Source organism: Pseudomonas sp. TH39(2020) (genome assembly GCF_016650715.1).
GTDB lineage: Bacteria > Pseudomonadota > Gammaproteobacteria > Pseudomonadales > Pseudomonadaceae > Aquipseudomonas > Aquipseudomonas mandelii_C.
In genome coordinates, this window is the sequence record NZ_JAEKFF010000006.1 from 560,325 (window position 1) to 584,573 (window position 24,249).

The 24,249-nt window shown below is 59.1% G+C and carries 29 protein-coding genes and 1 pseudogene; 11 read left to right on the forward strand and 19 right to left on the reverse strand.

Annotated features, from left to right (window positions below; translation table 11 throughout):
* Positions 1-9: 9 nt before the first annotated feature.
* Positions 10-447, reverse strand: a complete 438-nt coding sequence (locus JFU47_RS10590) for a multidrug/biocide efflux PACE transporter (protein ID WP_201182839.1) — start codon at positions 445-447, stop codon at positions 10-12.
* 90 nt (positions 448-537) lie between these two features.
* Between JFU47_RS10590 and JFU47_RS10595 the strand changes: the two genes are divergently transcribed.
* A complete protein-coding gene (locus JFU47_RS10595) occupies positions 538-1,392 on the forward strand; it encodes a LysR family transcriptional regulator (protein ID WP_201182841.1) in 855 nt (284 codons plus the stop codon).
* 155 nt (positions 1,393-1,547) lie between these two features.
* Here the strand turns inward: JFU47_RS10595 and JFU47_RS10600 are convergent, their stop codons facing one another.
* The 3 genes from JFU47_RS10600 to JFU47_RS10610 form a co-directional block, all read right to left on the reverse strand.
* Positions 1,548-2,825 carry an RNA polymerase sigma factor gene (locus JFU47_RS10600; RefSeq protein ID WP_201182843.1) on the reverse strand — a complete coding sequence of 426 codons (1,278 nt, stop codon included), beginning with the start codon at positions 2,823-2,825 and terminating at the stop codon, positions 1,548-1,550.
* Entirely contained in the window at positions 2,825-3,175 is a 351-nt protein-coding gene (locus JFU47_RS10605) for a YciI family protein (protein WP_201182845.1), read from the reverse strand. The genes JFU47_RS10600 and JFU47_RS10605 overlap by 1 nt, the downstream gene beginning before the upstream one ends.
* 80 nt (positions 3,176-3,255) lie before the next feature.
* Entirely contained in the window at positions 3,256-3,681 is a 426-nt protein-coding gene (locus JFU47_RS10610) for a YybH family protein (protein WP_140895176.1), read from the reverse strand.
* A gap of 140 nt (positions 3,682-3,821) precedes the next feature.
* Between JFU47_RS10610 and JFU47_RS10615 the strand changes: the two genes are divergently transcribed.
* A complete protein-coding gene (locus JFU47_RS10615; protein ID WP_201182847.1) occupies positions 3,822-4,307 on the forward strand; it encodes a GNAT family N-acetyltransferase in 486 nt (161 codons plus the stop codon).
* A 57-nt stretch (positions 4,308-4,364) separates the two neighbouring features.
* Positions 4,365-4,559 (forward strand): annotated as a pseudogene (locus JFU47_RS10620) (pyridoxamine 5'-phosphate oxidase family protein); the annotation flags it as partial.
* Between the two features lie 54 nt (positions 4,560-4,613).
* On the opposite strand, the gene JFU47_RS10625 reads toward JFU47_RS10620, so the two are convergent.
* From JFU47_RS10625 to JFU47_RS10645, 5 genes are all read right to left on the reverse strand, one after another.
* Positions 4,614-4,955, reverse strand: coding sequence for a type II toxin-antitoxin system RelE/ParE family toxin (locus JFU47_RS10625; RefSeq protein WP_201182849.1), 342 nt, complete (start codon positions 4,953-4,955; stop codon positions 4,614-4,616).
* Entirely contained in the window at positions 4,948-5,214 is a 267-nt protein-coding gene (locus JFU47_RS10630) for a type II toxin-antitoxin system Phd/YefM family antitoxin (RefSeq protein ID WP_140895179.1), read from the reverse strand. Before JFU47_RS10630 ends, JFU47_RS10625 begins: the two co-directional genes overlap by 8 nt.
* A 78-nt stretch (positions 5,215-5,292) precedes the next feature.
* Positions 5,293-5,802: a GNAT family N-acetyltransferase gene (locus JFU47_RS10635; RefSeq protein ID WP_201182851.1), complete on the reverse strand. Its 510-nt coding sequence runs from the start codon at positions 5,800-5,802 to the stop codon at positions 5,293-5,295.
* Positions 5,803-6,116: 314 nt separating this feature from the next.
* Positions 6,117-6,602: a GyrI-like domain-containing protein gene (locus tag JFU47_RS10640; protein ID WP_201182853.1), complete on the reverse strand. Its 486-nt coding sequence runs from the start codon at positions 6,600-6,602 to the stop codon at positions 6,117-6,119.
* A gap of 67 nt (positions 6,603-6,669) precedes the next feature.
* A complete protein-coding gene (locus tag JFU47_RS10645) occupies positions 6,670-7,332 on the reverse strand; it encodes a LysE family translocator (RefSeq protein ID WP_201182854.1) in 663 nt (220 codons plus the stop codon).
* Positions 7,333-7,471: 139 nt separating this feature from the next.
* On the opposite strand from JFU47_RS10645, the gene alaC reads away from it, so the two are divergent.
* Positions 7,472-8,683: an alanine transaminase gene (gene alaC, locus JFU47_RS10650; RefSeq protein ID WP_201182856.1), complete on the forward strand. Its 1,212-nt coding sequence runs from the start codon at positions 7,472-7,474 to the stop codon at positions 8,681-8,683.
* A gap of 124 nt (positions 8,684-8,807) precedes the next feature.
* Here the strand turns inward: alaC and JFU47_RS10655 are convergent, their stop codons facing one another.
* The gene (locus tag JFU47_RS10655; protein ID WP_201182858.1) at positions 8,808-10,160 is read right to left on the reverse strand and encodes a GntP family permease; all 1,353 of its coding nucleotides are present in this window, start codon (positions 10,158-10,160) and stop codon (positions 8,808-8,810) included.
* Between the two features lie 82 nt (positions 10,161-10,242).
* Entirely contained in the window at positions 10,243-10,776 is a 534-nt protein-coding gene (locus tag JFU47_RS10660; protein WP_046049516.1) for a gluconokinase, read from the reverse strand.
* Positions 10,777-10,991: 215 nt separating this feature from the next.
* Between JFU47_RS10660 and JFU47_RS10665 the strand changes: the two genes are divergently transcribed.
* On the forward strand, positions 10,992-12,023 hold the full coding sequence (locus JFU47_RS10665; RefSeq protein WP_201182860.1) for a LacI family DNA-binding transcriptional regulator: 1,032 nt from the start codon (positions 10,992-10,994) through the stop codon (positions 12,021-12,023).
* A gap of 120 nt (positions 12,024-12,143) precedes the next feature.
* Here the strand turns inward: JFU47_RS10665 and JFU47_RS10670 are convergent, their stop codons facing one another.
* Entirely contained in the window at positions 12,144-13,016 is an 873-nt protein-coding gene (locus JFU47_RS10670; RefSeq protein ID WP_201182862.1) for a LysR family transcriptional regulator, read from the reverse strand.
* A gap of 120 nt (positions 13,017-13,136) precedes the next feature.
* On the opposite strand from JFU47_RS10670, the gene JFU47_RS10675 reads away from it, so the two are divergent.
* The 4 genes from JFU47_RS10675 (at position 13,137) to JFU47_RS10690 (ending at position 16,545) form a co-directional block, all read left to right on the forward strand.
* Positions 13,137-13,568 (forward strand): PACE efflux transporter, encoded by a 432-nt coding sequence (locus JFU47_RS10675; protein ID WP_201182864.1) that lies wholly within the window; start codon positions 13,137-13,139, stop codon positions 13,566-13,568.
* A gap of 56 nt (positions 13,569-13,624) precedes the next feature.
* Positions 13,625-14,257, forward strand: coding sequence for a glutathione S-transferase family protein (locus tag JFU47_RS10680; RefSeq protein WP_123367181.1), 633 nt, complete (start codon positions 13,625-13,627; stop codon positions 14,255-14,257).
* A 143-nt stretch (positions 14,258-14,400) separates the two neighbouring features.
* The gene (locus JFU47_RS10685) at positions 14,401-15,825 is read left to right on the forward strand and encodes an MFS transporter (RefSeq protein ID WP_201182866.1); all 1,425 of its coding nucleotides are present in this window, start codon (positions 14,401-14,403) and stop codon (positions 15,823-15,825) included.
* Positions 15,826-15,990: 165 nt separating this feature from the next.
* On the forward strand, positions 15,991-16,545 hold the full coding sequence (locus tag JFU47_RS10690; RefSeq protein WP_201182868.1) for a hypothetical protein: 555 nt from the start codon (positions 15,991-15,993) through the stop codon (positions 16,543-16,545).
* Between the two features lie 44 nt (positions 16,546-16,589).
* Here the strand turns inward: JFU47_RS10690 and JFU47_RS10695 are convergent, their stop codons facing one another.
* Complete coding sequence (locus JFU47_RS10695) at positions 16,590-17,486, reverse strand: LysR family transcriptional regulator (protein ID WP_201182870.1); 897 nt, start codon at positions 17,484-17,486, stop codon at positions 16,590-16,592.
* A gap of 99 nt (positions 17,487-17,585) precedes the next feature.
* Here JFU47_RS10695 and gstA point away from each other — a divergent pair, with 99 nt between their 5' ends.
* Positions 17,586-18,188 (forward strand): glutathione transferase GstA, encoded by a 603-nt coding sequence (gene gstA / locus JFU47_RS10700; protein WP_201182871.1) that lies wholly within the window; start codon positions 17,586-17,588, stop codon positions 18,186-18,188.
* Between the two features lie 38 nt (positions 18,189-18,226).
* Here the strand turns inward: gstA and JFU47_RS10705 are convergent, their stop codons facing one another.
* From JFU47_RS10705 to JFU47_RS10720, 4 genes are all read right to left on the reverse strand, one after another.
* Complete coding sequence (locus tag JFU47_RS10705) at positions 18,227-19,240, reverse strand: ABC transporter substrate-binding protein (RefSeq protein ID WP_201182873.1); 1,014 nt, start codon at positions 19,238-19,240, stop codon at positions 18,227-18,229.
* Positions 19,237-19,779, reverse strand: a complete 543-nt coding sequence (locus JFU47_RS10710; protein WP_201182875.1) for a sigma-70 family RNA polymerase sigma factor — start codon at positions 19,777-19,779, stop codon at positions 19,237-19,239. Before JFU47_RS10710 ends, JFU47_RS10705 begins: the two co-directional genes overlap by 4 nt.
* Positions 19,780-19,999: 220 nt before the next feature.
* Positions 20,000-20,791 (reverse strand): phosphate/phosphite/phosphonate ABC transporter substrate-binding protein, encoded by a 792-nt coding sequence (locus JFU47_RS10715; protein WP_201182877.1) that lies wholly within the window; start codon positions 20,789-20,791, stop codon positions 20,000-20,002.
* 127 nt (positions 20,792-20,918) lie between these two features.
* Entirely contained in the window at positions 20,919-21,860 is a 942-nt protein-coding gene (locus JFU47_RS10720; RefSeq protein WP_201182879.1) for a fatty acid desaturase, read from the reverse strand.
* Positions 21,861-22,209: 349 nt separating this feature from the next.
* Between JFU47_RS10720 and JFU47_RS10725 the strand changes: the two genes are divergently transcribed.
* On the forward strand, positions 22,210-22,689 hold the full coding sequence (locus JFU47_RS10725; protein ID WP_201182881.1) for a GNAT family N-acetyltransferase: 480 nt from the start codon (positions 22,210-22,212) through the stop codon (positions 22,687-22,689).
* A 54-nt stretch (positions 22,690-22,743) separates the two neighbouring features.
* Here JFU47_RS10725 and def read toward each other — a convergent pair whose 3' ends face one another.
* Complete coding sequence (def, locus tag JFU47_RS10730) at positions 22,744-23,283, reverse strand: peptide deformylase (RefSeq protein WP_123367191.1); 540 nt, start codon at positions 23,281-23,283, stop codon at positions 22,744-22,746.
* Positions 23,280-24,236, reverse strand: coding sequence for a YihY/virulence factor BrkB family protein (locus JFU47_RS10735; protein ID WP_201182883.1), 957 nt, complete (start codon positions 24,234-24,236; stop codon positions 23,280-23,282). The genes def and JFU47_RS10735 overlap by 4 nt, the downstream gene beginning before the upstream one ends.
* Positions 24,237-24,249: the final 13 nt, after the last annotated feature.

Sequence of the window (24,249 nt, forward strand, 5' to 3'; positions counted from 1 at the left end):
ATTTTGCTTTTATCCCGAGACAGCCTGGCGCATCACCACCCGCTCCCGCACTACGTCATAGAGCCAGTGGTAGACGTAGGTGTACGGCAGGAAAAACAGCAGCACACCGATGTCCAGCAGGAACGCTTGCCACAGGCTGACCTTCAGCCACCAGGCAATCAACGGCACACCCACCGCGACCAGACCGCCTTCGAACAACAGCGCATGGACAACACGTACCCACGCGTTGTGCACGATGTCGTAGTGTTTGAGCGCACGGTCGAACAATCCGTTGAAGACCACGTTCCAGGCCAGGGCTAGTGCCGCGATAGCCATGGTCACGACGCCCATTTCGAGCATCGGTTTGTCCATGATCCACGCCAGCAGCGGCGTACAGATCAGGATGGCCAACAATTCGAAACCAATGGCCTGGAAAATACGTTCAGTAATGGATTTGTGGGCGCTCATGGCCAGACTCCTCTGAGTGACTGTGGTTGCCATGATCCTTCTTCAATCCGATACTTCATAACCAATAACCATCGATCAAGGCGATAGTTCATGGCCTCTCAAGAAGTGTTGCAGGCCTTCGTTCAGGCAGCGACTCAAGGCTCGTTTTCCGCCGCGGCGCGCAAATTGGGCCGCAGTCAGTCGACCATCAGCGCCGCCGTGGCCAGCCTTGAAATCGACTTGAACCTGACGCTGTTCGACCGCAGCAGCCGCAAACCGAGCCTGACCCCGGCCGGGCACGTGATGCTGCAACGGGCCGAGGACATTCTGGCCGCCAACAGCCGACTGGAAATGACCGCCAGCCAACTGTCCCAAGGGGTCGAGCCGAAGCTGACCGTGGCGATTTCCGACACGTATCAGTCCGACCGATTCGAAGCGGCGCTCAGCGCCTTCGAGCAGCGTTATCCGGATCTGGAACTTGAATGCCTGATCGCCGAGTGCGATGACTTGGTGGCGTTGGTGCAACGGGGTCGGGCGCATGTGGCCTTCGCCGAAAAACAGGACAGTTACCCGCCGGACCTGGTCAGTTCGACCATGGAAGAACGGGCCGAAATTGCCCTGTTCGTGTCCCGCGAACATCCGTTGGCGGCGCTGAGCCACATCAATCAGGACGTGTTGCAACAACACCGGGAGCTGCGTCTGGCGACGATCGTCAATCCGTATGAAAGCCGGGCAAAGGGGCGCGTCTGGTCGGCGCCGAGTTACCTGATGCTGCTGGAAATGGCTCAGGGCGGATTCGGCTGGGCGCCGTTGCCCCGGTGGCTGGTGGAGCGGTTTGGGCCTGGGACGTTGCAGGAACTGGACGTGCGCGGCTGGCCAAAACCGGTGTTCGTCGATGCACTGTGGTCGCGGCTGCATCCGCCAGGGCCGGCGGGGAGTTGGTTGTTAGGCAAGATGCTGGAGTAGCGATGGCGATGGTAAGGGCCACCCCTCACCCCAGCGCTCCCGAAACGTCGGACCGCCCCAGAGGGGAGAGGGGGAAAGGAAGCTCGATCTCAATAGCTTCAAAGCTGAGTTCGACTCGGAATCTCAGGTCGATGTAATTCGAAAGAACACCTCGGTCAGTCCCCTCTACCCCTTGGGGAGAGGGTTAGGGTGAGGGAGCGATCTAACTCCCGCAACCGGGCCTCGATAAACCTCCGTTCCGGCACTTGCTGCGTCAACTCTAACGCCCGTTCATAAGCCGTCCGCGCCTCCTCGCCCCTTCCCAACTGCCGACAAAACTCCCCCCGCGCCGCGTGCGCCAAGTGGTAATCCGGCAAATCCCCCCGACCCAGAATCCCGTCAACCAACGCCAAGCCCGCCAACGGCCCATCCCGTTTGGAGATCGCCACCGCACGGTTCAATTCGATCACTGGCGAAGGCGCCGCCCGCAACAGCACGTCATACAGACCCACAATCTCCAGCCAGTCTGTTTCCGCCGCCGTGGGCGCTTCGGCATGCGACGCCGCAATCGCCGCTTGCAGGCAATAAGGCCCGAAGCGCCGAGTCGTCAACGCCCGCTCTACCAACGCGCAACCTTCTTCGATCATCGAAGCGTCCCACAACGAACGATCCTGCTCTTCCAGCACGATCAACTCTCCGCTCGCCGATGTCCTGGCCGGGCGTCGGGACTCGTGCAGCAGCATCAGCGCCAGCAGCCCCATCACTTCGGGTTCGGGTAGCAGTTCCATCAACAAACGACCGAGCCGAATCGCCTCGCGGGTCAAATCATCACGGGTCAGTTCCGCGCCCATGGACGCGGAATAGCCTTCGTTGAACACCAGGTAAATCACCCGCAGCACGCTGTCCAGGCGCTCGGGCAATTCCGCCAGGGTCGGCACTTGATAAGGAATTTTCGCGTCACGGATTTTGGCCTTGGCGCGCACGATGCGCTGGGCGATGGTCGCTGGCGCCGACAGAAAGGCTCTAGCGATTTCTTCCGTGGTCAGGTCGCAGACTTCGCGCAGCGTCAACGGCACCTGGGCGTCCGCCGCGAGTGCCGGGTGACAACAGGTGAAGATCAGGCGCAGGCGATCGTCTTCCACGTCTTCGTCACTCCAGTCGGCCTGCTCCAGCGCCTCCAGTTGAGCGATCAACATCGGTTGCGAAGCGATGAAGCGTGCGCGCCGACGCAACACATCAATGGCCTTGAAACGCCCGGTGGACACGAGCCAGGTACGTGGATTGCCCGGTACGCCGTCACGCTGCCAGCGCTCGACCGCGACGAAAAACGCCTCGTGCAAGGCTTCTTCGGCGAGGTCGAAATCGCCGAGCAAACGGATCAGGGTCGCCAGAATCCGCCGTGACTCTTCGCGGTAAACCTGCTCGACCCGCGCCCGTACCGACTCGGCCGACATCAGGTGCCGGTATTCAACTGACGAACGGGACGCACCTCGACACAGCCGACCCGGGCCGCCGGGATGTTGCCGGCGACCTGGATGGCTTCATTGAGGTCCTTGGCATCGATCAGGTAGAAGCCGGCCAACTGCTCCTTGGTTTCGGCGAACGGGCCGTCGGTGATCGACATCTTCCCGTTGCGCATCCGCACCGTGGTCGCGGTCTGCACCGATTCCAGCGCCTCGGCCGCGACCATTCGGCCGCTGCCCTGGATCGCCTCGGCGTAAGCCATGCATTCAGCGTCATTCGGGCTTTCGGGCAGCGAGTGCAACTCGTGCTCGTTGCTGTAGACCAGGCATAAATACTTCATGGGGCTCTCCTGAATCGAACGGATCAACTATGGCTGCTGATTGACGCTTTCGCGACATTCCCGACGAATCGGCCTGACGCTCAGGGTTCCAGGTTGAACAGCGCCGTGCCGCTCATCATGTCGAACGGGGCCGACCAGTGTTCGTGGACGATGCGCCATTGCCCATCGTCGCGCCGATAGCAGGCAGTCACGCGCATCCAGCAGGCCTGGGTTTCGCCCTTCTCGTTGGTGCCGCCGCAATGGGCCAGCCAGTGGGCGAAGGCGATATGCTCGTCCGCCACGATGTTCATATGGTCGAAATCAAACTTGTGCGCGCCCTGGCACATTTCCATGCATTCCTGCCAATGCGCGCGGTAGGCGGCCTTGCCCCGAAATTGCAGGGCCTTGACCGCGTCGTAGGAGACGATGTCCTCGGCATACAGGGGCATGAGTTTCTCGACATCCTTGGCGATGACCGCCTGACGATAGGTGTCGATCAGGGCCTGGATTTCATGGGTAGCGTTCATGGTGGTTCTCCGTGGTTTTTGTTGTGAAGACACCCTTAGTCGTCTGGCGAAAAGCCAAATCGACAGTCGAAATAAAAATAATCCATGGACGCAAACTCGTTAGAATTCGAACCACATTTTGTTGGAAAAAGGACACTCCAGTGACAACCCGACTCGTGCCTTACGACAGCCTGAACGCGCTCCAGCGCCAGCAGGTCGAGGCCATTGAAGTTCACAAAGAGCAGATCAAGTTCTCCGGCGACATTCACGGTGCGTTGCACACCTTGCTGTCCAAACCCGGCCCCGGCGTCAAAGGATTTGCGCTACTGGTCGAGGATGTTCCCGTGGCCTTTCTGCTGCTCAAACGCCCGCCCGTATTGCCAACGTGGGCCGATGAACACAGCGCCACCCTTCACGCACTGCAAGTCGATCATCGGGCTCAGGGCAAAGGCTATGGCAAGGCCTGCCTGCAAGCCCTGCCCGACATGGCGCGTCAGGCGTTTCCGGAAATAAAGGGGCTGGAGTTGTCGGTGGATGCGGATAACGCATCGGCCATCGCGCTTTACGCAAAATTCGGCTGGGTCGACAGCGGCGAAGCCTACAGGGGCCGGATCGGTTACGAACGGCGCATGGGTCTGATTTTCTGAGGTGGTTATGCTCGACAGCATCGAAGAACTGGAAGCCCTCTATGGCCAACCCCACGACTGACGGTCGAAGCGGCGGATTTCCACTGCTCCAAGGCCATCGTTCGTTCGGATTTATGGAACCCTGAGAAGCACCTCGAACGCTCTGCCCTGCCGACGGCGGGTGCGTTTCACAAGCGGTTGAACGATGGGCAGTTCGATGCAGGAACGTATGACCGGGAAGCGCCGGCGAGAGTGCGGGATAGCCTCTACTGATCCAACACGAAAAAGGGTTGCCTTGAGGCAACCCTTTTGAGATTTGACTAGCTGTTAGAGGAGAAGACAGTAATCGAGCAACTGCTTCTCGATACTTTGACGCTGGCCGATAACCAAAGCGACCACTACAAGGTTTTCACTCGGGAACACCTCATACAAAACCCGCTGCCCCATGGGCAAGTACTCACGAAAATGAGTGACCCCAAGCGACGCTGCGTCCTGACAAACACCGTAAACATGGGCCTGATTGCTCAAAGCCGTAACGATCTGCATCACCAGCTGATCAACCATCTCTGCCGCTTTTTTTTGACCGCATTGCTGCGTGAGATAGTGCTCCAGCGAAACAACCACATGCTCCGCAGCGGTCGCAAACTCTACCCTGAAGACCTCAGGCATCGTTATCGTCTTGCTGCATTTGTCGCCGCTGCGCCAGTCTGGCTAGCAAAGTGTCGCCAGAAATCAGCTTACCCTGCTCTTTGTCGCGAGAAGAAAACGAAAGAAGTTTGATCAGCGCGATGGCCTCGTCTCGCCGCTTACGCTCCTCGTAGGATTCGATCACATAAGCCGGAACGCCATTCTGAGTGACGAGCATTGGCTCAGAAAGATCCAGCGCTGCCGCATTCTTTTTAACAAAACTGATAGTTTCAACTCGCATCATTCATTCCTCTGCTGACCACCCGAACAGGATGGCCAATGCAATAAGGTCTGAATTTAGGCCATTAAAAAACTTATCTCAAGAACTCATTTGCTCTTTTCCCAACTCCAACACCATCTCATGCCACGCCATCCCGCCATGGTCAGACGCTGAAGGCTTGATGTAGGCAAACCCGAACCCGGCATACAGCGGAATGTGCCGCTCCTTGCACATCAGATGGATGCTGGTCTTGCCCAGCGCGCGCATCCGCTCGATGAATTCGACCATCAACCGTTTCGCCAGCCCCAGCCCCTGAAAATCCGGGTGCACCACCACCGACATGATGACCACGTGCGGGCCGGCTGGGTCGTGGCCGATCAGTTCCTTGAACGCCTCGTCCGACATTTCCACCTGAAACGCCGCACCGGAATTGATGAAACCGGCTACGACGCCGTCGACTTCGGCCACGATGAAACCTTCGGGCCAAGTGGCGATGCGCGTTGCGATTTTCTCGCGGGTGGCGGCTTCGTCGCCTTCGTAGGCAACGGTTTCGATGGCGTAGCAACGGTCCAGATCAGCAGGTGTGACGTGACGGATGACGGTGTTCATGGCAGCTCGGGATCAGCGATGGAAAGGCTGGGGATCATAAATTAATAAGGTGTTCATATCGATCACCGCAGGCGCCGTAAAGCCTTCGTATAGGCGCTGTCATTGCTTGTCGGTGAGGATTATTGATGTGTCCTGTCTCTGGCCATCAATAGGGGGAACTCACCATGAGCAGCGTTCAGATCGGACTTCTTATGTTGTTGGGCATCAGCTCGTTTGGCTTTATCACGTTGTCGATCGACCTGTTGCGGGCGCGACGGATGAAGCAAGGCAAGTAACGGGCGGGAGGCGGACGCCGAGCCCGCCTCCCGCGGTAATCAAGGCTTGAGCGGCAGCCAGATTTCCAGCACACCGGTGTTGAGCTTCGGGTTGAAGTCTTCGCTGTAGCGTTCGAATTCCGGCGCGTCCGCCGCCTGATAACCGGACTGCGGAAGCCAGGTTTTCCAGATGTATTGAAAGGTCTGGGGCAACTGATCGAGAGAGCCTTTGTGCTCGAACACCGCATAGTGCTGAGGCTGGACCTCAATCCAACGGTATTTCTCGGGCAGGTCGTCGAGCTTGCTGATTTCAACGCCGGCGATGTATTCGAAGCCGCCCTTGCCATCCGGATTGCAACAGACGCCGTAGGTCACTTCGTTTTTTTGACCGGGAATTTTGCCAATCTCGGGAATGAATTTCTCCCAGAGATCGGGAATGCCTTTAGTGGTGTCTGCGGTAAATCGTCCGCCAAGCCCTGCAATGAGCAGGAAGTGCCCGTGCTCGAAGCGTGGCTTGGCCGTTTCGACGCCTGTTTGCTCATCCATGGCTCAACTCCTGGAACAAAAAAGTGGGTTCGGCTGGGAGTATAGAAGCCAAACCCGATTCGCCCAATTACAGTGCGTGCAACTGCTCGACGGCACCTGCGCCGACGAACTCGTTATAACCCGATAGGATCACGTAGACCGCGAAATAGCAGAAGATCGCCGCCGATGCCATATAGGAGTAACGCAGCAGTTTGTCGCCCAGCAACTTGCCGCCGTGACTCGCTGCGAAGCACAAAGCGACGCACCAGAGCAATCCGGCGCAGAGAAACCCGCCGAGAAACAGCGCCGAGCTGAGTGCGCCACCGCCACTGGAACGAGCGATCAATGTGCCGCCCACCGCCGCGAACCAGAGAATGGCGCTGGGTGACGACATGGCGAGGAAGATGCCGCGGAAAAACTCGCGCCGATGGGAGTTCTGTCCCACATCTTCGGCCTGCGCCAGCACCGCCTCATGGTGAATCGCCGAATAGATCATCTTCGCCGCGAAGTACAACAACAGCGCCGAACCTCCGATCCACAGCACCCAGCGCACGCTTTCGTATTGCAGCAAAACGGTCATCCCGGCCAGGGCCAGCACGGCGTAGATCAGGTCGCCGACACACGTCCCCAAACCCAGCGCGAAGCCTTGAAAATAGCCACGCTGCATCGCCAGCGTGATCATCGCGATGTTGGCCACGCCGATGTCCAGGCACAGCGAAAGGCTCAGCAAGAAGCCACTGGTAAATTCCATCAACCGATTTCCTTCGGACAAATTTGTTTACATAGTCGCTGGACAGTTTGCCACATCAACCCTTACATTCCGCCACAGGTCACCGCAGTGACCAGCGTCGCTCGGACGGTTCCGGGCGCTCACGTTATCCGAGGCAACAATGGCTAACCCAGGTTCGCCGCGCCGCTTTGCGCGCATAGATCGACTCCCCCCTTACGTATTCAACATCACTGCCGAGCTGAAGATGGCCGCCCGTCGTCGTGGCGAAGACATCATCGACTTCAGCATGGGCAACCCCGACGGCCCGACACCGCCGCACATCGTGGAAAAACTCGTCACCGTCGCCCAGCGCGAAGACACCCACGGTTATTCGACGTCCAAGGGCATTCCGCGTCTGCGCCGGGCGATTTCCAATTGGTACAAGGATCGCTACGAGGTCGACATCGACCCGGAAAGCGAAGCCATTGTCACCATCGGTTCCAAGGAAGGCCTGGCGCATTTGATGCTGGCCACCCTCGACCAGGGCGACACCGTCCTGGTGCCGAATCCGAGCTATCCGATTCACATCTACGGTGCCGTGATTGCCGGCGCCCAGGTGCGTTCGGTGCCGTTGATTCCGGGCGTGGACTTCTTCGCCGAACTGGAAAGCGCCATTCGCGGCTCGATTCCGAAACCGAAAATGATGATCCTCGGCTTCCCGTCGAATCCCACTGCTCAATGCGTGGAGCTGGACTTCTTCGAGCGAGTGATCGCCCTCGCCAAGCAGTACGACGTTTTGGTGGTGCACGACCTGGCTTACGCCGACATCGTCTACGACGGCTGGAAAGCCCCGTCGATCATGCAAGTGCCGGGCGCCAAGGACATTGCGGTGGAGTTTTTCACCCTGTCCAAGAGCTACAACATGGCGGGCTGGCGCATCGGTTTCATGGTCGGCAACGCCGAACTGGTCAACGCCCTGGCGCGGATCAAGAGCTACCACGACTACGGCACGTTCACCCCGCTGCAAGTCGCGGCGATTGCGGCGCTGGAAGGTGATCAGCAGTGCGTCAAAGACATCGCCGAGCAGTATCGCCAGCGTCGCAACGTGCTGGTCAAAGGCCTGCACGAACTGGGCTGGATGGTCGAGAATCCGAAAGCGTCGATGTATGTCTGGGCGAAGATTCCCGAGGCTTATGCGCACTTGGGCTCGCTGGAGTTTGCCAAGAAACTACTGTCCGAGGCTAAGGTTTGCGTTTCGCCCGGCGTGGGGTTTGGTGAGTATGGCGATGATCACGTGCGCTTCGCGCTGATCGAAAACCAGGACCGGATTCGTCAGGCCGTGCGCGGGATTCGTGGGATGTTCCGGGCGGATGGATTGATCACCAAAACCTGATGCCCTACACATAACACTGTGGGAGCGAGCCTGCTCGCGAAGAGGGCGTGTCAGTCAACCTTGATGTTGATTGACACACCGCATTCGCGAGCAGGCTCGCTCCCACATTTGTTTTGCGGTGTGCTTAGACGAACATCGACAGCAGCAGGATAAAGCCCAGCGCTACGATAGACAGGATGGTTTCCATTGCCGTCCAAGTCTTGAAGGTTTCTGCCACGGTCATGTTGAAGTACTGCTTCACCAGCCAGAAACCCGCGTCGTTGACGTGAGACAGGATCAACGAACCGGCACCGGTCGCCAGTACCAGCAGCTCACGGTTCACACCCGGAATCATCCCCACCACCGGCACCACGATGCCGGCGCCGGTAATGGTCGCCACGGTTGCCGAACCGGTGGCGATACGAATCACCGCCGCCACCAGCCAGGCCAGCAGGATCGGCGAGATTTGTGCGTTCACCGCCATGTGGCCGATGACATCACCCACACCGCTGGTCACCAGCATCTGCTTGAAGCCACCACCGGCACCGATGATCAGAATGATCGCGGCGGTCGGCGCAAGGCTCGCGTCGAGCAACTTGAGGATCTTGTTGGAGCCCATGCCCTGACGGTGCCCGAAGGTGTACAGCGACAGCAGCAACGCCAGCAACAACGCAGAGATCGGGTGACCGACCAGGTCCATGAAGGTGCGCAAGAAATTGCCGTCCGCCAGCACCACGTCAGCAAAGGTCTTGAGCAACATCAGGAACACCGGCAACAGCACGGTGATCAGGGTGATGCTGAAGCTCGGCAGCTCAGCCGCCTCGGGCTCGCGCGCCAGTTGATCGACCAGTTCCTGGTTAGGATGACCCGGGATGTATTTGGAAATGAACGTGCCGTAGATCGGGCCTGCGATGATGGCCGTCGGCAGCGCAACGATCAGGCCGTAAAGAATGGTTTTACCAATGTCGGCACCGAACACGCCGATGGCCAGCAACGGACCCGGGTGCGGCGGAACCAGACCGTGCACGGCGGACAGACCGGCCAGCAGCGGGATACCGATCTTGATGATCGACACGCCGGTACGCCGGGCCACGATGAACACCAGCGGGATCAGCAGCACGAAGCCGATTTCGAAGAACAGCGGAATGCCGACCAGGAAGGCCGCGAACATCATCGCCCACTGCACCTTGTCCTTGCCGAACGCACGAATCAGGGTTTGGGCAATTTGATCCGCCCCGCCCGACTCGGCCATCATTTTGCCGAGCATCGTGCCCAGCGCAAGGATGATCCCGACGAAACCAAGCACCCCACCGAAGCCGTCCTGGAACGCCTTGATGATGGTGCCGATCGGCATGCCGGAGGTCAGCCCGAGAAAAGCGGCGGCGATGATCAGGGCAATGAACGGATGAAGCTTGAACTTGGTGATCAGGACGATAAGCCCGATCACCGTGACCACTGCGTCTAGCAGCAGGAACGTCTCGTGGGACATGCCAAACATTAGGGGTGTCTCCTGGTTGTTGTTGTTATTAAAGCGGGTAATTCGCAAGCCAACAGGACAGCGCTATCTCTTCTGGCAAAACTCATACGGCGTGTTTCAGGCCATGCGCCTGCCACCAGTCATGAGCTTGCTTCGCCAATTGGTCGACGCTGTGATTCGAAGCGTCCAGAGCCAGGGTCAGGGGCTCACCAACGGGCGATTCAAGGGTGGCGAACTGGCTGTCGATCAATGTCGACGGCATGAAGTGGCCCGGTCGATGAGAGACACGATCGGCGGCAACTTCAGGGGTCAATTCAAGGAACACGAAGCCCAGGCCCGGCAAGGCGCTGCGCAGACGTTCGCGGTAAATGTGTTTGAGGGCCGAGCAGGTCAGCACCGGGCGTTCGCCCTTGGCGTCAATGCGGCGCAATTCATCGCACAGGCTGTCGAGCCAGCCGGCACGGTCGTCGTCGTTCAGGGGGATACCCGCGCTCATCTTTTCGATATTGGCGGCAGGGTGGAAAGTGTCGCCTTCAATGGCGGTCGCGCCGCTGAGTTGGCACAAGGCCTCGCTGACGCAAGTCTTGCCGCAACCGGCAACGCCCATGATGACCAGGGCGGTGATGGGATGATTCATGTAACACCTCAGCGCGCAGACAGCGCTACCTTTGCCAGTTATGACACTAGAACAAAAGCAGAAGTTGCCGACGCCTTCTTGTCATTTTTGTGGGTTGCAGCATGTTCGTTCCCGACGCCAAAAAACGGGGATCAGGCAAACCCCGCTCACGCATTTGCAGCTGCGTCGAGACAGCGCTACCTTAGTGCCTCGAATTTTGTTTGGCAAGCCGTCCGATGATCTCCCCTAAAAACGATAAAAATACGCGCACCACTGGCCGCCCCACTTTGAACGAAGTCGCACGGCTGGCCGGTGTCAGCCCGATCACCGCCTCTCGCGCCCTGCGCGGGGTCAGCACGGTGGCCACCGAACTGGTGGAAAAAGTGCAGAAAGCGGCGCTTGAACTCAACTACGTGGTCAACCCTGCCGCCCGCGCGTTAGCCTCGGCCCAGAGCCATTCGGTGGTGGTATTGGTGCCGTCACTGTCCAACTTATTGTTCATCGACACGCTGGAAGCCATTCATCAGGTTTTGCGCCCCAAAGGCTTCGAAGTGCTGATCGGGAACTTCCATTACTCACGTGATGAAGAAGAAAACCTGCTGCGCAACTACATGGCGTATCAGCCTCGCGGTTTGCTGCTGACCGGTTTCGACCGCACCGAAAGTTCGCGCCGGATGATCGAGGCCAGCAACATTCCGTGCGTGTACATGATGGAACTGGACAGCGCAGCCGGGCTCAATTGCGTAGGCTTTTCGCAACTCGCTGCCGGCGAGACAGCGGCCGAACATTTGCTGTCACGGGGTCGCAAGCGTCTGGCCTACATCGGCGCGCAACTGGATCAACGCACGTTGCTGCGCGGCGAAGGTTTCCGCAAAACCCTGCAAAAGGCCGGTTTGTATGACCCGGACCTGGAAGTGCTGACACCTCGCTCTTCCTCCGTCGGCCTTGGTGGCGAACTGTTCCTGCAACTGCTCGCCACCCATCCCGATGTCGACGCGATCTTCTTCGGCAACGACGACCTGGCCCAGGGCGCACTGCTCGAAGCCATGCGCTGCGGGATCAAGATCCCCGAACAAGTGGCGATCCTCGGCTTCAACGACCTGCCGGCCTCGGCCCACATGGTCCCGCGTCTGAGCAGCATCAGCACCCCACGAGAAGCCATCGGCCGCCGCGCGGCGGAGCAGATGTTGACGTTGATGGCTGGTAATACGGTTGCGAAACCGGTGCAGGACATGGGATTTGAGTTGAAGGTGCGCGAAAGCACCTGACCCGTGTGGGAGCGAGCTGGCTCCGGGCGGCGTTCTGACGAAAGCGGTGTGTCATTCGACATTATTGGTGAATGCCCCTCCGCTTTCGCGAGCAGGCTCGCTCCCACAGAGGATCACCGCTCAGCGCCCCATCAACTCCACAAACGCCAACGCCCCCTTCTGCAACGGCTGGCTCTTGAGCCACACCGCATGCACCGGCAGCACCAACCCGTTCTCGATGTTGCGAAAGCTCAGGCGCTTGAGCCTTCCAGCATCGAGCAACGGCTGGACCACCGACAGTGGAAAATTGCCCCAACCCAATCCGGCCTCGACCATTTCCAGCGCCATGGCCAGGGTGTCGGTGCGCCAGTAAGACTCGGCCACCAGTGGCCGGGTTTCGCTGATCGGCAGGTCGCGGCTGGCGACGATGATTTGCCGTACGTGGACCAAATCTTCGAGAAACAAATCCTGGCCTTGAAACAGCGGATTATCCGCCGCCAACGTGGCAATCATCCGCTCGGTACCGACGAACTGGAACCGCTCCAGCACGTTCATGCTCAGCCCGGCGAACGCCAGGCAAACGCTGACCCGGCTGCTGTGGAGCATCGCCAGCACATCGTCCTGCGGCGCGCTGAGCACTTCGATTTCCAGTAGCGGATGACGCTCGGCGATGACCTTGATTGCCGCCATCACGTGGCCTTTGTCGATGTCCGCCACTACCCCGATCGACAACTTGCTTTCCAGCCCCAGCGACAACTCGACTGCATGCACTTGCAACTGTTTGAGCTGCTCGGCGATCAGCCGCGCATGCGGTACCAAAGCACTGGCCATCGCCGTCGGCACCGGCTCGCGATGGCTGCGGTCGAACAGTGGATAACCGAGTTCGGCTTCCAGGTTGGCGATGCCCATGCTCACCGCCGACGGCACTTTACCCAGCGCCCGAGCAGCGGCGGAAAACGAGCCGCGCTCGATCACCGCGAGGAACAACTCGATGCTGTCACTGTTGAAATTCATTCCTCTTCCTATCAATAAAACTGAAAGCTACCGACTTTTTCTATCACGCCTATTGAAGCTATCTTTTGTCGCCTTCGCCAGTACTCCTGGCTTCAAGTTCGCAGAAAGAGGCAAATCCCCATGCAAGGCGTTAAACGAAAATTGCTCTACGTGTCGCTTTACGAGGTCATCGGCATGACCTTCTCGGCCTTGGGTCTGGCGTTGTTGTCCGGCACCTCGCCCGACAGCACCGGCCCGTTGGCCGTGATCATTACCACCATCGCGGTGACCTGGAATTTCTTCTACACCACGCTGTTTGAGCGCTGGGAAAGTCGTCAGCCTTCGCGAACCCGCACCGTTAAACGGCGCATCGCCCATGCCGTGGGTTTTCAACTAACCTTGATAGTGTTCCTCATCCCGTTGATCGCCTGGTGGATGAACATCAGCCTGGTGCAAGCCTTCCTGCTGGACGCGGCGCTGATCATTTTCATCCCGTGCTACACCTTCGCCTTCAACTGGTTGTTTGATCGCACGTTTGGTTTGCCAACTTCGGCGCTGCCGGCCCCGGTTTGAAAACGCTGAATGTCTGTTAGATTCCTGAAGCGTCGAATCGCTAACGGAGTAGCTCAATGGAACATGCACTGAAGATTTTGGGTAAAGCCTCGTCCATCAACGTCAGAAAAGTCCTGTGGACCTGTGAGGAACTGGGTGTTGCCTACGAACGTGAGGACTGGGGCGGCGGTTATGCGTCGACCCACACGCCGGAGTTTCTCAGGCTCAACCCCAACGCACTGGTGCCGGTGATCATCGATGAGGCCGGCGTGCTGTGGGAGTCCAATACCATCTGCCGCTATCTGGCCGGCAAACACCACAACACTGATCTGCTACCCCACGAACCCGCGGCCCGCGCTCGGGTGGAACAGTGGATGGATTGGCAAGCGACTGAACTCAATGCCTCCTGGAGCTATGCGTTCACCGCATTGGTGCGTAAAGATCCGGAGTTCCAGGACCCGCATCACATTGCCGCCGGTGTACACGGCTGGAATCAGAAAATGGGCATCCTCGAGCATCAGCTCGCGGCCACCAAAGCGTATGTCGCCGGGCCACACTTTACGCTGGCCGACATCGTCATCGGGCTGTCGGTCAACCGGTGGCTGATGACACCGATGGAGCGCCCCGACTACCCGGCCATCGACGAGTATTTCCAACGATTGGCACAACGCCCGGGATTCCTGAAACATGGCTGCAACGGCCTGCCTTGAGCGGTCCCCGCGCTACAAATCGCTAAAATGTAAACATTCATTGCAATAACTGAGTGAATCTCGACGCAAAGCCGCCGAGATTCACAATCATTCATTTCCGATAGCAGGCTAAGCTTCTCCAACGATAAGCATTGGATCAGCCCATGACTGCTCACTCCCCCGCCTTTGCTCAACCTGACGGAATCGACCCCGTCCGGGCCGCGCAAATTTCCGCCCGCATCGACCGACTCCCCGCCGTCTCCACGATCTGGCGGCTGGTGGCGCTGCTCTCGATCGGTGGTTTTTTCGAGCTCTATGACTTGTTCCAGACGGCCTACATCAGCCCCGGCCTGATTCGCGACGGCATCTTCGCCACCGGCAACCAAGGCGTGTTCGGCTTCTCAGATCAGGCCGCCTTCGCCTCGGCGACGTTTCTCGGGCTGTTCCTTGGCGCGAGTCTGTTGAGCCCGTTGGCCGACCGCTTCGGTCGACGTGCGATCTTCACTTTCGCACTGATCTGGTACACCGTCGCGACGGTGGCGATGGGCGTTCAGAGTTCAGCCCTCGGCATCATCTGCATGCGCTTTCTGGTGGGTATCGGACTGGGCATCGAACTGGTGACCATCGACGCCTACCTCTCGGAACTGGTGCCAAAACGCATGCGCAGTTCGGCATTTGCCTTTGCGTTTTTCGTGCAGTTTCTGTCGGTGCCGGCGGTGGCGTTGATGTCGTGGTGGCTGGTGCCGCAAGCGCCGTTCGGTGTGTCCGGCTGGCGTTGGGTGGTGTTGGCGAGCGCGGTGTTTGCGCTGTTCATCTGGTGGCTGCGTTCGCGGTTGCCGGAGTCGCCGCGCTGGTTGGCCCAGCATGGACGGTTCGACGAAGCCAGCAAGATTCTCGATGGCATCGAAGCCCGCTGCGTGAAGGATCAGGGCAAGCCGCTGGATGAACCGGAGTTGGCGGTGGTGGATGTTCAGGGCTCGGGGCGTTTCGCCGATATCTGGCAGCCGCCTTATCGCCGTCGGGCGTTGATGCTGATTGTCTTCCACGTGTTCCAGGCCATCGGTTTCTTCGGCTTCGGCAACTGGTTGCCGGCGCTGCTCTCCGGCCAGGGCGTGAGCGTGACGCACAGCCTGATGTACGCGTTCATCATCACCCTCGCCTACCCGCTCGGGCCGTTGCTGTTCGTGAAGTTCGCCAACCGCTTCGAGAACAAGTGGCAGATTGTCGGATCGGCCTTGGGCGCCATGACCTTCGGTACGCTGTTCGCCTGGCAAACCAGCGCCTTCGGCCTGATCTTCTGCGGGGTGATGATCACCTTCTGTAATGCCTGGCTGAGCTTCAGTTATCACTCTTACCAAAGCGAATTGTTCCCGACCAACATCCGCGCCAGGGCGGTGGGATTTTGTTATTCATTCAGTCGATTGTCGACGGTGTTCAGCAGTTTACTGATCGGGATTTTCCTCGAGCACTTCGGCACGCCGGGGGTGCTGGCGTTCATTGTCAGTAGCATGCTGATCGTGATGATCACCATCGGCTGGTTCGGCCCAAGAACCCGCAACCTGGCACTGGAAAACATCGCTCATCGCTGAGCCACCGTGCGGTCGACCTCTGCCGCCCGGCGGCAAAGGTTGACCCTGATCATTCGTCACTTGCTCGACGTAAAAACATAAATAATTGATTTTGTTAGCTTTTTTAACAAGGCATACTATTTGCTCAAAGCACTGCACCGCAAATACCTACAAGGTCTACTCATCATGTTGGTCAGTGCAAAACAAAACCTGGTGGCGCCCCTCCCCAAGCGGCCCGGCGACGAACCGATCACGGACGCCGCCGCCGGACTTCAGGGCGGCCTGCAAGCCGCCATGACCCAAGCCCTGCAAAACAATGTGCAGGCGCAAACCACGCAGGCCACTAAGCAGGTCCAGGACTCCGCCAGCCAAATCGCCACGCAACAGGTCAGCGAAGCGACCCGGATCAGCGATAACGTCGACGAGGCGTTCGCCAAAACCCGCGTGGGACTGCAAGCCTCGTCCGCCCAACTACCGGCCGATGTTGAAACAGCCACGAACGCCTTTAAGGCGTACATGAACAAAACGCCGGAGCAGCGGTTGCGCGACAGCATCCTCGAAGAGATGGGGCTGACGGAAGATGACTTAAAAGCCATGCCGCCGGAAAAACAACTGGCGATCGGTAAAGAGATTGCCGAGCGCATGCAAGACAAGATCAAACTGGCGCAGGCCGAGAAAGACAACGGCAGCAGCGACAAAGGCAGCAGCCAGGTGGTCGACAAGTTTCTCGCCTCGCTTTAACGGCACTGGAACAACTGAAAAGGGTCCCTCTAGCGGGACCCTTTCTACGTTGCCGGTATCAGTTTATCTGTTGTCTCAGCGAGCATCCCCAACAACGCCTGCACCACCGCCGAAGGTGACTTGTTCGCAGCGGCCACCAAGGCAAACTCTCGATCGATACGCGGAGTCACCGGTACCACGCGCAGCCCCTGAAGTTGGCTCGGCAGAGTCATCTCCGGCACCAGCGTCACGCCGATGTTTTCCCGCACCAGGGTGAACGCACTGCTCCATTCACGGACCTCGACCCGAACGTCGTGCAGCTGCAGTCCGGCATCGGTTGCCAGGCTGCGAGCGTTGGTCGAACAACCGCCCGTGGCCAGTACAAAAGGTTGCTCCGCCAACTCCGCCAGAGAGACGCCTTCTTCATTGGAACGGCGAGCCAAGGGATGGCCGCCAGGCACCACCGCCATCCAGGCATCACGTCCCAAGCGACCGGCATTGCGCTCGGGCGCCGGGTTCAACACCACGCCAACATCCACCAGCCCGGCGCCGAGCAGCGTTTCCACTTCATCGTCGCTGACCTCCAGCGCGACCACCTGAATGCCGGGATAAAGCCGATTGAACTGACGCAGCAGCGGCGGCAGGAAAGTCGCCAACACCATGGGGAAACTGGCCAGGCGAATCGTCCCGCGCTGAATATCTTTGGTGGAATCGACAGTACTGCGAATGGTTTCCAGAGCACCGAGCATGGTTCTCGCGTGTTCGATCACAGTCAGGCCTATTGCCGTCGGCAAAGTCTGGCGATTCTCTCGACTGAACAGCTGAACGCCCAGGGTCTCTTCAATCAACGCCAAAGCCTGGCTGGCACCGGATTGCGTCATGCCGACCCGTTCGGCAGCCCGGGTAATGTTGCCCGTATCAGCCACCGCCACCACCATTCGCCAATGCATCAGATTCATCATGGCAGTAGCTTTCCTTATGGTGGTTTTCTGAAAGATTAATTTTACCGAAGGTGCCGCGCACTATGACACTGGCGCAAATCCCCAGCCAGAGCCCTGCCAATGAAGTTGTATTACGCCCCACACGCCTGCTCGCTGGCGCCGCATATCGTGCTGCGCGAACTGGATCTGTCGTTCGAATTGATCCGCGTCGACAACACCACCAAGAGAACTGCCAGCGGCGAGGACTTCCTCGCCATCAACCCCAAGGGTTACGTCGCGGCATTGCAACTGGACAATGGCCAAGTGCTGACCGAAGGCCCGGCAATCCTGCAATACCTGGCAGACCTGCGCCCCGAAGCGAACCTGGCACCGGTGAGCGGGACGTTCGAGCGGGTACGGTTGCAGGAATGGCTGAATTTCATTTCGACAGAGATTCATGGCGGGCTGGGCTGGCTGTTCAGTTCGCAGTTCCCGGATGAGGTCAAAGCGCTGATCAAGGAGAAACTGTTCAAGCGGTTTGTTGTGTTGAGCCAGACGCTGGAGCGCCAGGATTATTTGATGGCTGACGGGTTCAGCATTGCCGATGCGTATTTGTTTACGGTGTTGCGGTGGGCGCACCTGTTTGCAATCGATTTGAATGAGTGGCCGGCGTTGGCGCGGTTTCAGACGAGGGTTGATCAGCGGCAAACCGTGAAGGCTGCATTGGCCGCTGAGTCGGAGTAAGGCTTGCCCGTGAAGGCTATCTTCCAGGCGCCACTGACCTACAAACTTGCACTCACTTTGGTGGCCACTTCACCGGGCACCCAGCCCTTCCACACCTGCGGCTGATCCCGCAAAAACGCTTCGGCCACCTGACGCGGTTGCAGGCGTTTTTCGCTCATTTGGCCGAGCGTGTGGTTCAGCAGATCGATCGGCAGGTCGACCTTTTCGAAGAACGCCACCAGGTCCGGGTACTGCGCCTTGAACGGCGCGGACACGCCGATCGCCAGGCTTGCCGGCATCGAACGCGTGCCTTTTGGATTCGGGTTATTGGCGTCGGCCAGGGTCTTCCAGGCTTCGGCGTCGAAGGCCGGCTCGTCGAGTTTCACCAGTTTGAAACGCCCCAACAGCGGCGTCGGCGACCAGTAGTAGAACAGCACCGGTTTGCCACGGCGGATCGACGAAGCCACCTCGGCATCCAGCGCGGCGCCAGAACCCGTGCGGAAGTTGACGAAGCTGCCGGTCAGGTCATAGGCCTTGAGTTTCTGACTGTTGACGATCTCCGAGGTCCAGCCGGTCGGGCTGTTGAGGAAGCGTCCTCGGCTCGGGTCTTCCGGGTCGCGGAACACGTCCTTGTAGCGCGCCAGGTCGGCGACGGATTTCAGCTCCGGGGCCAGGGGTTTGATGCCGCGTTCGGGGTCGCCCTTGATCACGTATTCCGGCACCCACCAGCCTTCGGTGGCGCCTTTGACCGTGTCGCCCAGCCCAAACACTTTGCCTTCCGAGGCGGCTTTGACCCACGCCGGACTGCGCCCGGCCCACTCTTCGCCGATCACTTGGATATCGTTCTTGGCCAGTGCCGCTTCGAGGCTGATGGTGCTGCCCGGCAAGGTATCGGTCGGGTAGCCGTAACCTTTCTCGACAATCAATCGCAGGATTTCGGTGATCAGGCTGCCGCTTTCCCAGGTGATGTCGCCGAAGTGGATCGGCGCAGTTTTCTCCACGGCGGGAACGTGGGTTGCCACAAGGCTCAGGGCCAGCAGCGAACTGCCGAGCAGGGTTTTGATCGATCTCATGCGGACCTCCGGGTCAGGGGATTCGAGGATTGGTTGGCGCTGTGCCGAGCGCACAGGGCTTGGGTACGAGTCATGTAAACGCTGACCGAGCGCTGTGAAATGCCCAGTTCGGCGGCGATTTGCGGGTAGGTCAGACCGTCGATTCGCGACAACAGGAACGTTGCGCGAACCTTGCCCGGCAAGCGCTCCAGCGTACGGTCGAGGCCATGCAAGGCCTGGGTCAGTTGCACCCGTTCTTCGGGCGAAATCGCTTGAGGCTGATCGAGGTGTTGCAACTGATCGAGGTGTTGGCGCTCCAGCTCACGGCGGCGCCAGAGCTGATAGATCAACCGCTGGGCAATGGTGGTGAGCAAGGCACGAGGCTCGCGAATCGGGGTCAGCCCCGGCGATTCGAGTAGCTGCAAAAAGGTTTCGGCAGCGATGTCTTCGACGCTGGAACTGGCGCCCAGATACCGGCGCAACCGTGCGCACAGCCAGGAGTAATGCGCGCGGAACAATCCGCCCACGTCGTTGCGATGGGAAAGGTCGGTGCCGGACATAGAGGCTCCAAGGGTTAGGGGTCGCTGAATGTCCGGTGATCCGGTGACGCGATCCTAGCAAGGAGCCTTATTCATTAATAATACTTAAAAAGTATTTTTATATTCCATATTGGAATTTAACATCAAAAGATCGCAGCCTCGTTTCACTCGACAGCTGCTACAGATGTACACCGATTTCCCGTAGCAGCTGTCGAGTGAAACGAGGCTGCGTTCTTCCCCCCTACCGTAATCGCCCATACCCCAGCGCTTCAGCCTCTAGCTGATAGTCGAGCACAATCTGATAGTCGCTTTCGCCGGCCGGCAATACCTCTTGCAGACCGAGGATTTCCCTGACTTCGGGCAATGCCTGCAACGTCGTGTTCATCACCTGTCGCAGCGCCTCTGCCTGTTCATCGGTGACGGTCGCGGCGGTGATATACGGCAAGGTCGGACTGAACGCACTTCGCGCAATGACCCGCAGGCCGGCCACTTCTTCTTCGGCGTGCCGCGCCAGATAGGCGAAGGTGACGCTGTCGATGGCCGCCAGGTCCGCTGTCCCTTCACGCAACCCGCGCAGGCTTTCGCGGTGGCTGCCGCTGATACTGACACTGGCGAAGAACTGCCCGTCTCGATGCAGCGGCGCCAGCCGGTGACGCAGCAGGTTCATGCCGCTGTTGGAGTCTTCGCCATTGATCACCCCACGACTGTCGCGAAAGGCCGGCAAGCTGCGCCGTGGATCATCGGCGCGACTCAACAACAGGCTGCAATGGTTGCCACCGCTGGCGTCCGGCAGTTCATAACGAGGACGACCGATGACCCGGACCCGACCGCGCAACGCTGTCATCAGCGGGTAGCCGCAGGTTTGGGTCAACAGCAAGTGCGGGGACAACCAGAGGTCCATCAGCGAAAGGCCCTCGGCGTTGCGGCAGGTGGCATCCAGTCGCTCGAGCATTCGCGTCAGCCAGCGCTCGTTGGCCTCGCGGATCGGCTCGGGGGCGACGTACATCAGTAACTCAGCGATGTGTTGTGTCATCGAAACCTTCCAGGCGACAAAATTTCACTGTGGGAGCGAGGTCATTACATTCAACATTGATGTTGCCAGTAACACCGCTATCGCGAGCAGGCTCGCTCCCACAGGAGTCAGGTGTCGATCATAAAAATCAGTGAAACGGATGGCGCGGGCTGTCGATAGCCTTCACCCCGTGCTGACGCCACAACTGGCCATAACCCTGCACCAAAAACCCGCCGCTGCGCGCCAGCCATTGCTCGCGACGCACGTGGTAGGCGCGGGGCAAGTCGTACCAGGGCAGCCCCGGCAGATCGTGATGCACCAAATGCAGATTGAGGTTGAGGAACAGCCAGCGCCACGGCCAGGCGGCTTCATTGATGACCGTTCTTTGCTCGGGCTCGGCGTGGGGACGGTGTTCATAGTAGGAGCGAATCATCGCAATCGATAGCGCCGGCACGCTGATCAACAACAGGTAATGCCACACCGGCAGCACGCTGTAGTGGGCGATAAACAGCAACATCAGCAGGGCCAACGTGCCGTGGGTCAGCCACATCAACCAGGCCTGCCGCTCACCTGCCTTTAGACGTTGCAGTTCTTCCCTGGCCAGCGCCAGCAAGGCCAGCGGTGCCCCGAGGGCGAAGCGTCCGAGTACGGTTTTGTTCAGCCAGTGCAAACTCTGTTCGAACAGTGAACTGCCCTGCCACTGCTCGGCGCTCAGGTAACGGCTTTCCGGATCGCGACCCGGGAGGGTCAGGTCTTCGTCGCGGTGATGCAGCAAATGGCTGTCGCGATACAGGGTGTAGGGATACCAGACGGCGAACGGCGCGTAGCCGAGGATCTTGTTCAACGATGTCCAGCGGGTGGGATGACCGTGAAGCAATTCGTGCTGCACCGATAACCAGAGCACCACCAACGGAATCAACAGCACAGTGCTCCACCAAAGCCCCAGCCTATGGCTCCCCAAAACAATGCTGAACCAACCAGTGTACACGCCGATCAGCAGCAACCAGGTCGGCCACTCGGTGCGAGCGGTGAGGCGTTGGCGCAGGGTTTCGATTTCTTCTCGGTGGGCGGTATCGAAGTAATGAGGCATGGCGTTGCTCAGATCGGGGACCAGTCCCCTTCTGTGCAATGGAGCAGGGTTTTCTTGCAGATTATTTTTGAGGGTCGTTCCCACGTCGAGGCGTCGAACCGTCTGCGTGGGAACGATCATTTACCAGCGGCGGGATCAATGACCGAACACATCCACCTTCTTGGCCTTCTTGTCCGCGCGCTTTTCATCGGCGGTTTTTGCCGGTTTTTTCTTTGCCGCTTTTTTTGAATCCATGCCTTTGGCCATGATACTTACTCCACTCATACGGGATGTGAGATCAGGTATACACCTATCGCTGCGCGCGCGTTCTTTTATAATCGCCCGCTTTGCGCACCGACAGTCGAAGACCATGCCCAACACCCAGTACACCTTGCTCGCCGAGCCTTTGTGGCCCTTGATGAACAAGTTTTATCGCGCTCACCAATCGTCGATGAAAGCGGTCCGCGACGCTCAGCTGTGGGTCGCCAGACGCGATGAGATCATTGGCGCGCTGTGTTTGCGACCAGTCTCGGGCGGACATTGGTTGACGGGATTGTTCGTCGATCCGGCTTGTCGGGAACAAGGCATCGCGGCGGCGCTGATCGCCGAAGCGGTGCGCGGTCTCGAGCAACCGGTCTGGCTGTTCTGCCATCCCGATTTGCGGGGCTTTTATGAACGCCGAGGGTTTTCCTTCGATCCGCAAATGCCCTACGCCATGAGCGAACGCTTGAGCCGCTACGCGCGCAGCAAACCGATGATCGCCATGGGCCTGGAACCGTTGGTGAGTTCGACTGGTGGGAGCGAGCCTGCTCGCGAAGGCGGCGTTTCATTCGACATCATCGTTGAATGACACACCGCTTTCGCGAGCAGGCTCGCTCCCACAGGGGGTTGTGGTGTTTTCGGATCAGTCGTCGGCGTTAGGATCGAGATCCGGAAACATCACGTCGGTAAACCCGAACTTGCTGAAATCAGTGATGCGCGACGGGTACAACCGGCCGATCAGGTGATCGCACTCATGCTGCACTACGCGCGCATGGAATCCCTCGGCAACACGCACGATCGGATTGCCCTTTGGATCGAAACCTTCATAGCGAATCTGCTGATAGCGATCCACCGCGCCGCGCAGGCCGGGCACCGACAGGCAGCCTTCGAAACCCTCTTCCAGCGTCGGGCTCAACGGCGTAATCAACGGGTTGATCAGAATCGTCTGCGGCACCGCTTCGGCGTCCGGATAGCGTTCGCTGTGCTCGAAACCGAAGATCACCAGTTGCAGGTCAACGCCAATCTGCGGCGCAGCCAGGCCAACGCCACCGACACTTTCCATGGTCTGGAACATGTCGTCGATCAGTTGCCACAGCTCCGGGCTGTCGAACATTTCGGCAGGCACCGGCGGGGCGATGCGCAGCAGGCGCTCGTCGCCCATTTTCAGAATTTCACGGATCATTTGATGACTTCGTCAGTGGTCGGCTTGATCGAGTGGTCCCGACCCAGTCCCGACACGTGGTGTTTGTGTTCGTGGTCGTGCTCGCCGGGGAATTTTTCGCCATCATCCTTGCCCTCGGTCGACATGTGTTCGATCACGGCATTCATCTCGGCGCCGAGCAACAGCACCGCGGCGGAAATGTAGAAGTACAGCAGCAGCACGATGATCGCGCCGATACTGCCATACATGGCGTTGTAGTCGGCGAATGTTTTGACGTACAGACCGAAGCCCACCGATGCAAGGATCCACACCACCACGGCCAGCACCGAACCGGGGGTGATAAAGCGAAACTCTTGTTTGACGTCGGGCATGACGTAATAAATCAGCGCCACCGCCATCATCAACAGAATCACGACCACCGGCCAGCGCACGATGGTCCAGAGGGTCACGATGAAGTCTTCGAGGCCGACTTGCGAGGCGATCCAGCCCATCACCTGCGGCCCGAGCACCATCAGCGCAGCGGCCACCAGCAGCATGCCGGCGATGCCGATGGTGTAGAAAATCGACAGCGGGAAACGCTTCCACGCCGGCCGGCCTTCGACCACGTCGTAGGCGGCGTTCATCGCGCTCATCATCAGCCGCACACCGGCGGACGCGGTCCACAGGGCAATCACGATACCGACCGACAGCAAGCCACCCTTGGATTGCTGGAGCTGGTCGATGACCGGGTTGACCTGCTCCAGCGCCTGAGGCGGCAGGACCAGTTCCGATTGCAGGCGCAGCCAGGAGAAGAAGTCCGGCAGGTGCAGGAAACCGATCAGGGCGATCAGGAACAGAATGAAGGGGAACAGCGAGAACAGCATCTGATAGGCCAACGCCGAGGCATAGGTCGACATCTCGTCGTCGACGAACTCGGTGATCGTGCGCACCATGACACGGTGCAGGCGCTGACCTTTCATGTGAGGGAAAAACATTAGCGTCTCCTTT

Excerpts from the sequence above, each read along its gene's own strand:
- JFU47_RS10590 (WP_201182839.1), bottom strand. The coding sequence starts at position 447 with ATGAGCGCCCACAAATCCATTACTGAACGTATTTTCCAGGCCATTGGT.
- JFU47_RS10595 (WP_201182841.1), top strand. The coding sequence starts at position 538 with ATGGCCTCTCAAGAAGTGTTGCAGGCCTTCGTTCAGGCAGCGACTCAA.
- JFU47_RS10600 (WP_201182843.1), bottom strand. The coding sequence starts at position 2,825 with ATGTCGGCCGAGTCGGTACGGGCGCGGGTCGAGCAGGTTTACCGCGAA.
- JFU47_RS10605 (WP_201182845.1), bottom strand. The coding sequence starts at position 3,175 with ATGAAGTATTTATGCCTGGTCTACAGCAACGAGCACGAGTTGCACTCG.
- JFU47_RS10610 (WP_140895176.1), bottom strand. The coding sequence starts at position 3,681 with ATGAACGCTACCCATGAAATCCAGGCCCTGATCGACACCTATCGTCAG.
- JFU47_RS10625 (WP_201182849.1), bottom strand. The coding sequence starts at position 4,955 with ATGCCTGAGGTCTTCAGGGTAGAGTTTGCGACCGCTGCGGAGCATGTG.
- JFU47_RS10630 (WP_140895179.1), bottom strand. The coding sequence starts at position 5,214 with ATGCGAGTTGAAACTATCAGTTTTGTTAAAAAGAATGCGGCAGCGCTG.
- JFU47_RS10635 (WP_201182851.1), bottom strand. The coding sequence starts at position 5,802 with ATGAACACCGTCATCCGTCACGTCACACCTGCTGATCTGGACCGTTGC.
- JFU47_RS10640 (WP_201182853.1), bottom strand. The coding sequence starts at position 6,602 with ATGGATGAGCAAACAGGCGTCGAAACGGCCAAGCCACGCTTCGAGCAC.
- JFU47_RS10645 (WP_201182854.1), bottom strand. The coding sequence starts at position 7,332 with ATGGAATTTACCAGTGGCTTCTTGCTGAGCCTTTCGCTGTGCCTGGAC.
- alaC (WP_201182856.1), top strand. The coding sequence starts at position 7,472 with ATGGCTAACCCAGGTTCGCCGCGCCGCTTTGCGCGCATAGATCGACTC.
- JFU47_RS10655 (WP_201182858.1), bottom strand. The coding sequence starts at position 10,160 with ATGTTTGGCATGTCCCACGAGACGTTCCTGCTGCTAGACGCAGTGGTC.
- JFU47_RS10660 (WP_046049516.1), bottom strand. The coding sequence starts at position 10,776 with ATGAATCATCCCATCACCGCCCTGGTCATCATGGGCGTTGCCGGTTGC.
- JFU47_RS10665 (WP_201182860.1), top strand. The coding sequence starts at position 10,992 with ATGATCTCCCCTAAAAACGATAAAAATACGCGCACCACTGGCCGCCCC.
- JFU47_RS10670 (WP_201182862.1), bottom strand. The coding sequence starts at position 13,016 with ATGAATTTCAACAGTGACAGCATCGAGTTGTTCCTCGCGGTGATCGAG.
- JFU47_RS10675 (WP_201182864.1), top strand. The coding sequence starts at position 13,137 with ATGCAAGGCGTTAAACGAAAATTGCTCTACGTGTCGCTTTACGAGGTC.
- JFU47_RS10680 (WP_123367181.1), top strand. The coding sequence starts at position 13,625 with ATGGAACATGCACTGAAGATTTTGGGTAAAGCCTCGTCCATCAACGTC.
- JFU47_RS10685 (WP_201182866.1), top strand. The coding sequence starts at position 14,401 with ATGACTGCTCACTCCCCCGCCTTTGCTCAACCTGACGGAATCGACCCC.
- JFU47_RS10690 (WP_201182868.1), top strand. The coding sequence starts at position 15,991 with ATGTTGGTCAGTGCAAAACAAAACCTGGTGGCGCCCCTCCCCAAGCGG.
- JFU47_RS10695 (WP_201182870.1), bottom strand. The coding sequence starts at position 17,486 with ATGATGAATCTGATGCATTGGCGAATGGTGGTGGCGGTGGCTGATACG.
- gstA (WP_201182871.1), top strand. The coding sequence starts at position 17,586 with ATGAAGTTGTATTACGCCCCACACGCCTGCTCGCTGGCGCCGCATATC.
- JFU47_RS10705 (WP_201182873.1), bottom strand. The coding sequence starts at position 19,240 with ATGAGATCGATCAAAACCCTGCTCGGCAGTTCGCTGCTGGCCCTGAGC.
- JFU47_RS10710 (WP_201182875.1), bottom strand. The coding sequence starts at position 19,779 with ATGTCCGGCACCGACCTTTCCCATCGCAACGACGTGGGCGGATTGTTC.
- JFU47_RS10715 (WP_201182877.1), bottom strand. The coding sequence starts at position 20,791 with ATGACACAACACATCGCTGAGTTACTGATGTACGTCGCCCCCGAGCCG.
- JFU47_RS10720 (WP_201182879.1), bottom strand. The coding sequence starts at position 21,860 with ATGCCTCATTACTTCGATACCGCCCACCGAGAAGAAATCGAAACCCTG.
- JFU47_RS10725 (WP_201182881.1), top strand. The coding sequence starts at position 22,210 with ATGCCCAACACCCAGTACACCTTGCTCGCCGAGCCTTTGTGGCCCTTG.
- def (WP_123367191.1), bottom strand. The coding sequence starts at position 23,283 with ATGATCCGTGAAATTCTGAAAATGGGCGACGAGCGCCTGCTGCGCATC.
- JFU47_RS10735 (WP_201182883.1), bottom strand. The coding sequence starts at position 24,236 with ATGTTTTTCCCTCACATGAAAGGTCAGCGCCTGCACCGTGTCATGGTG.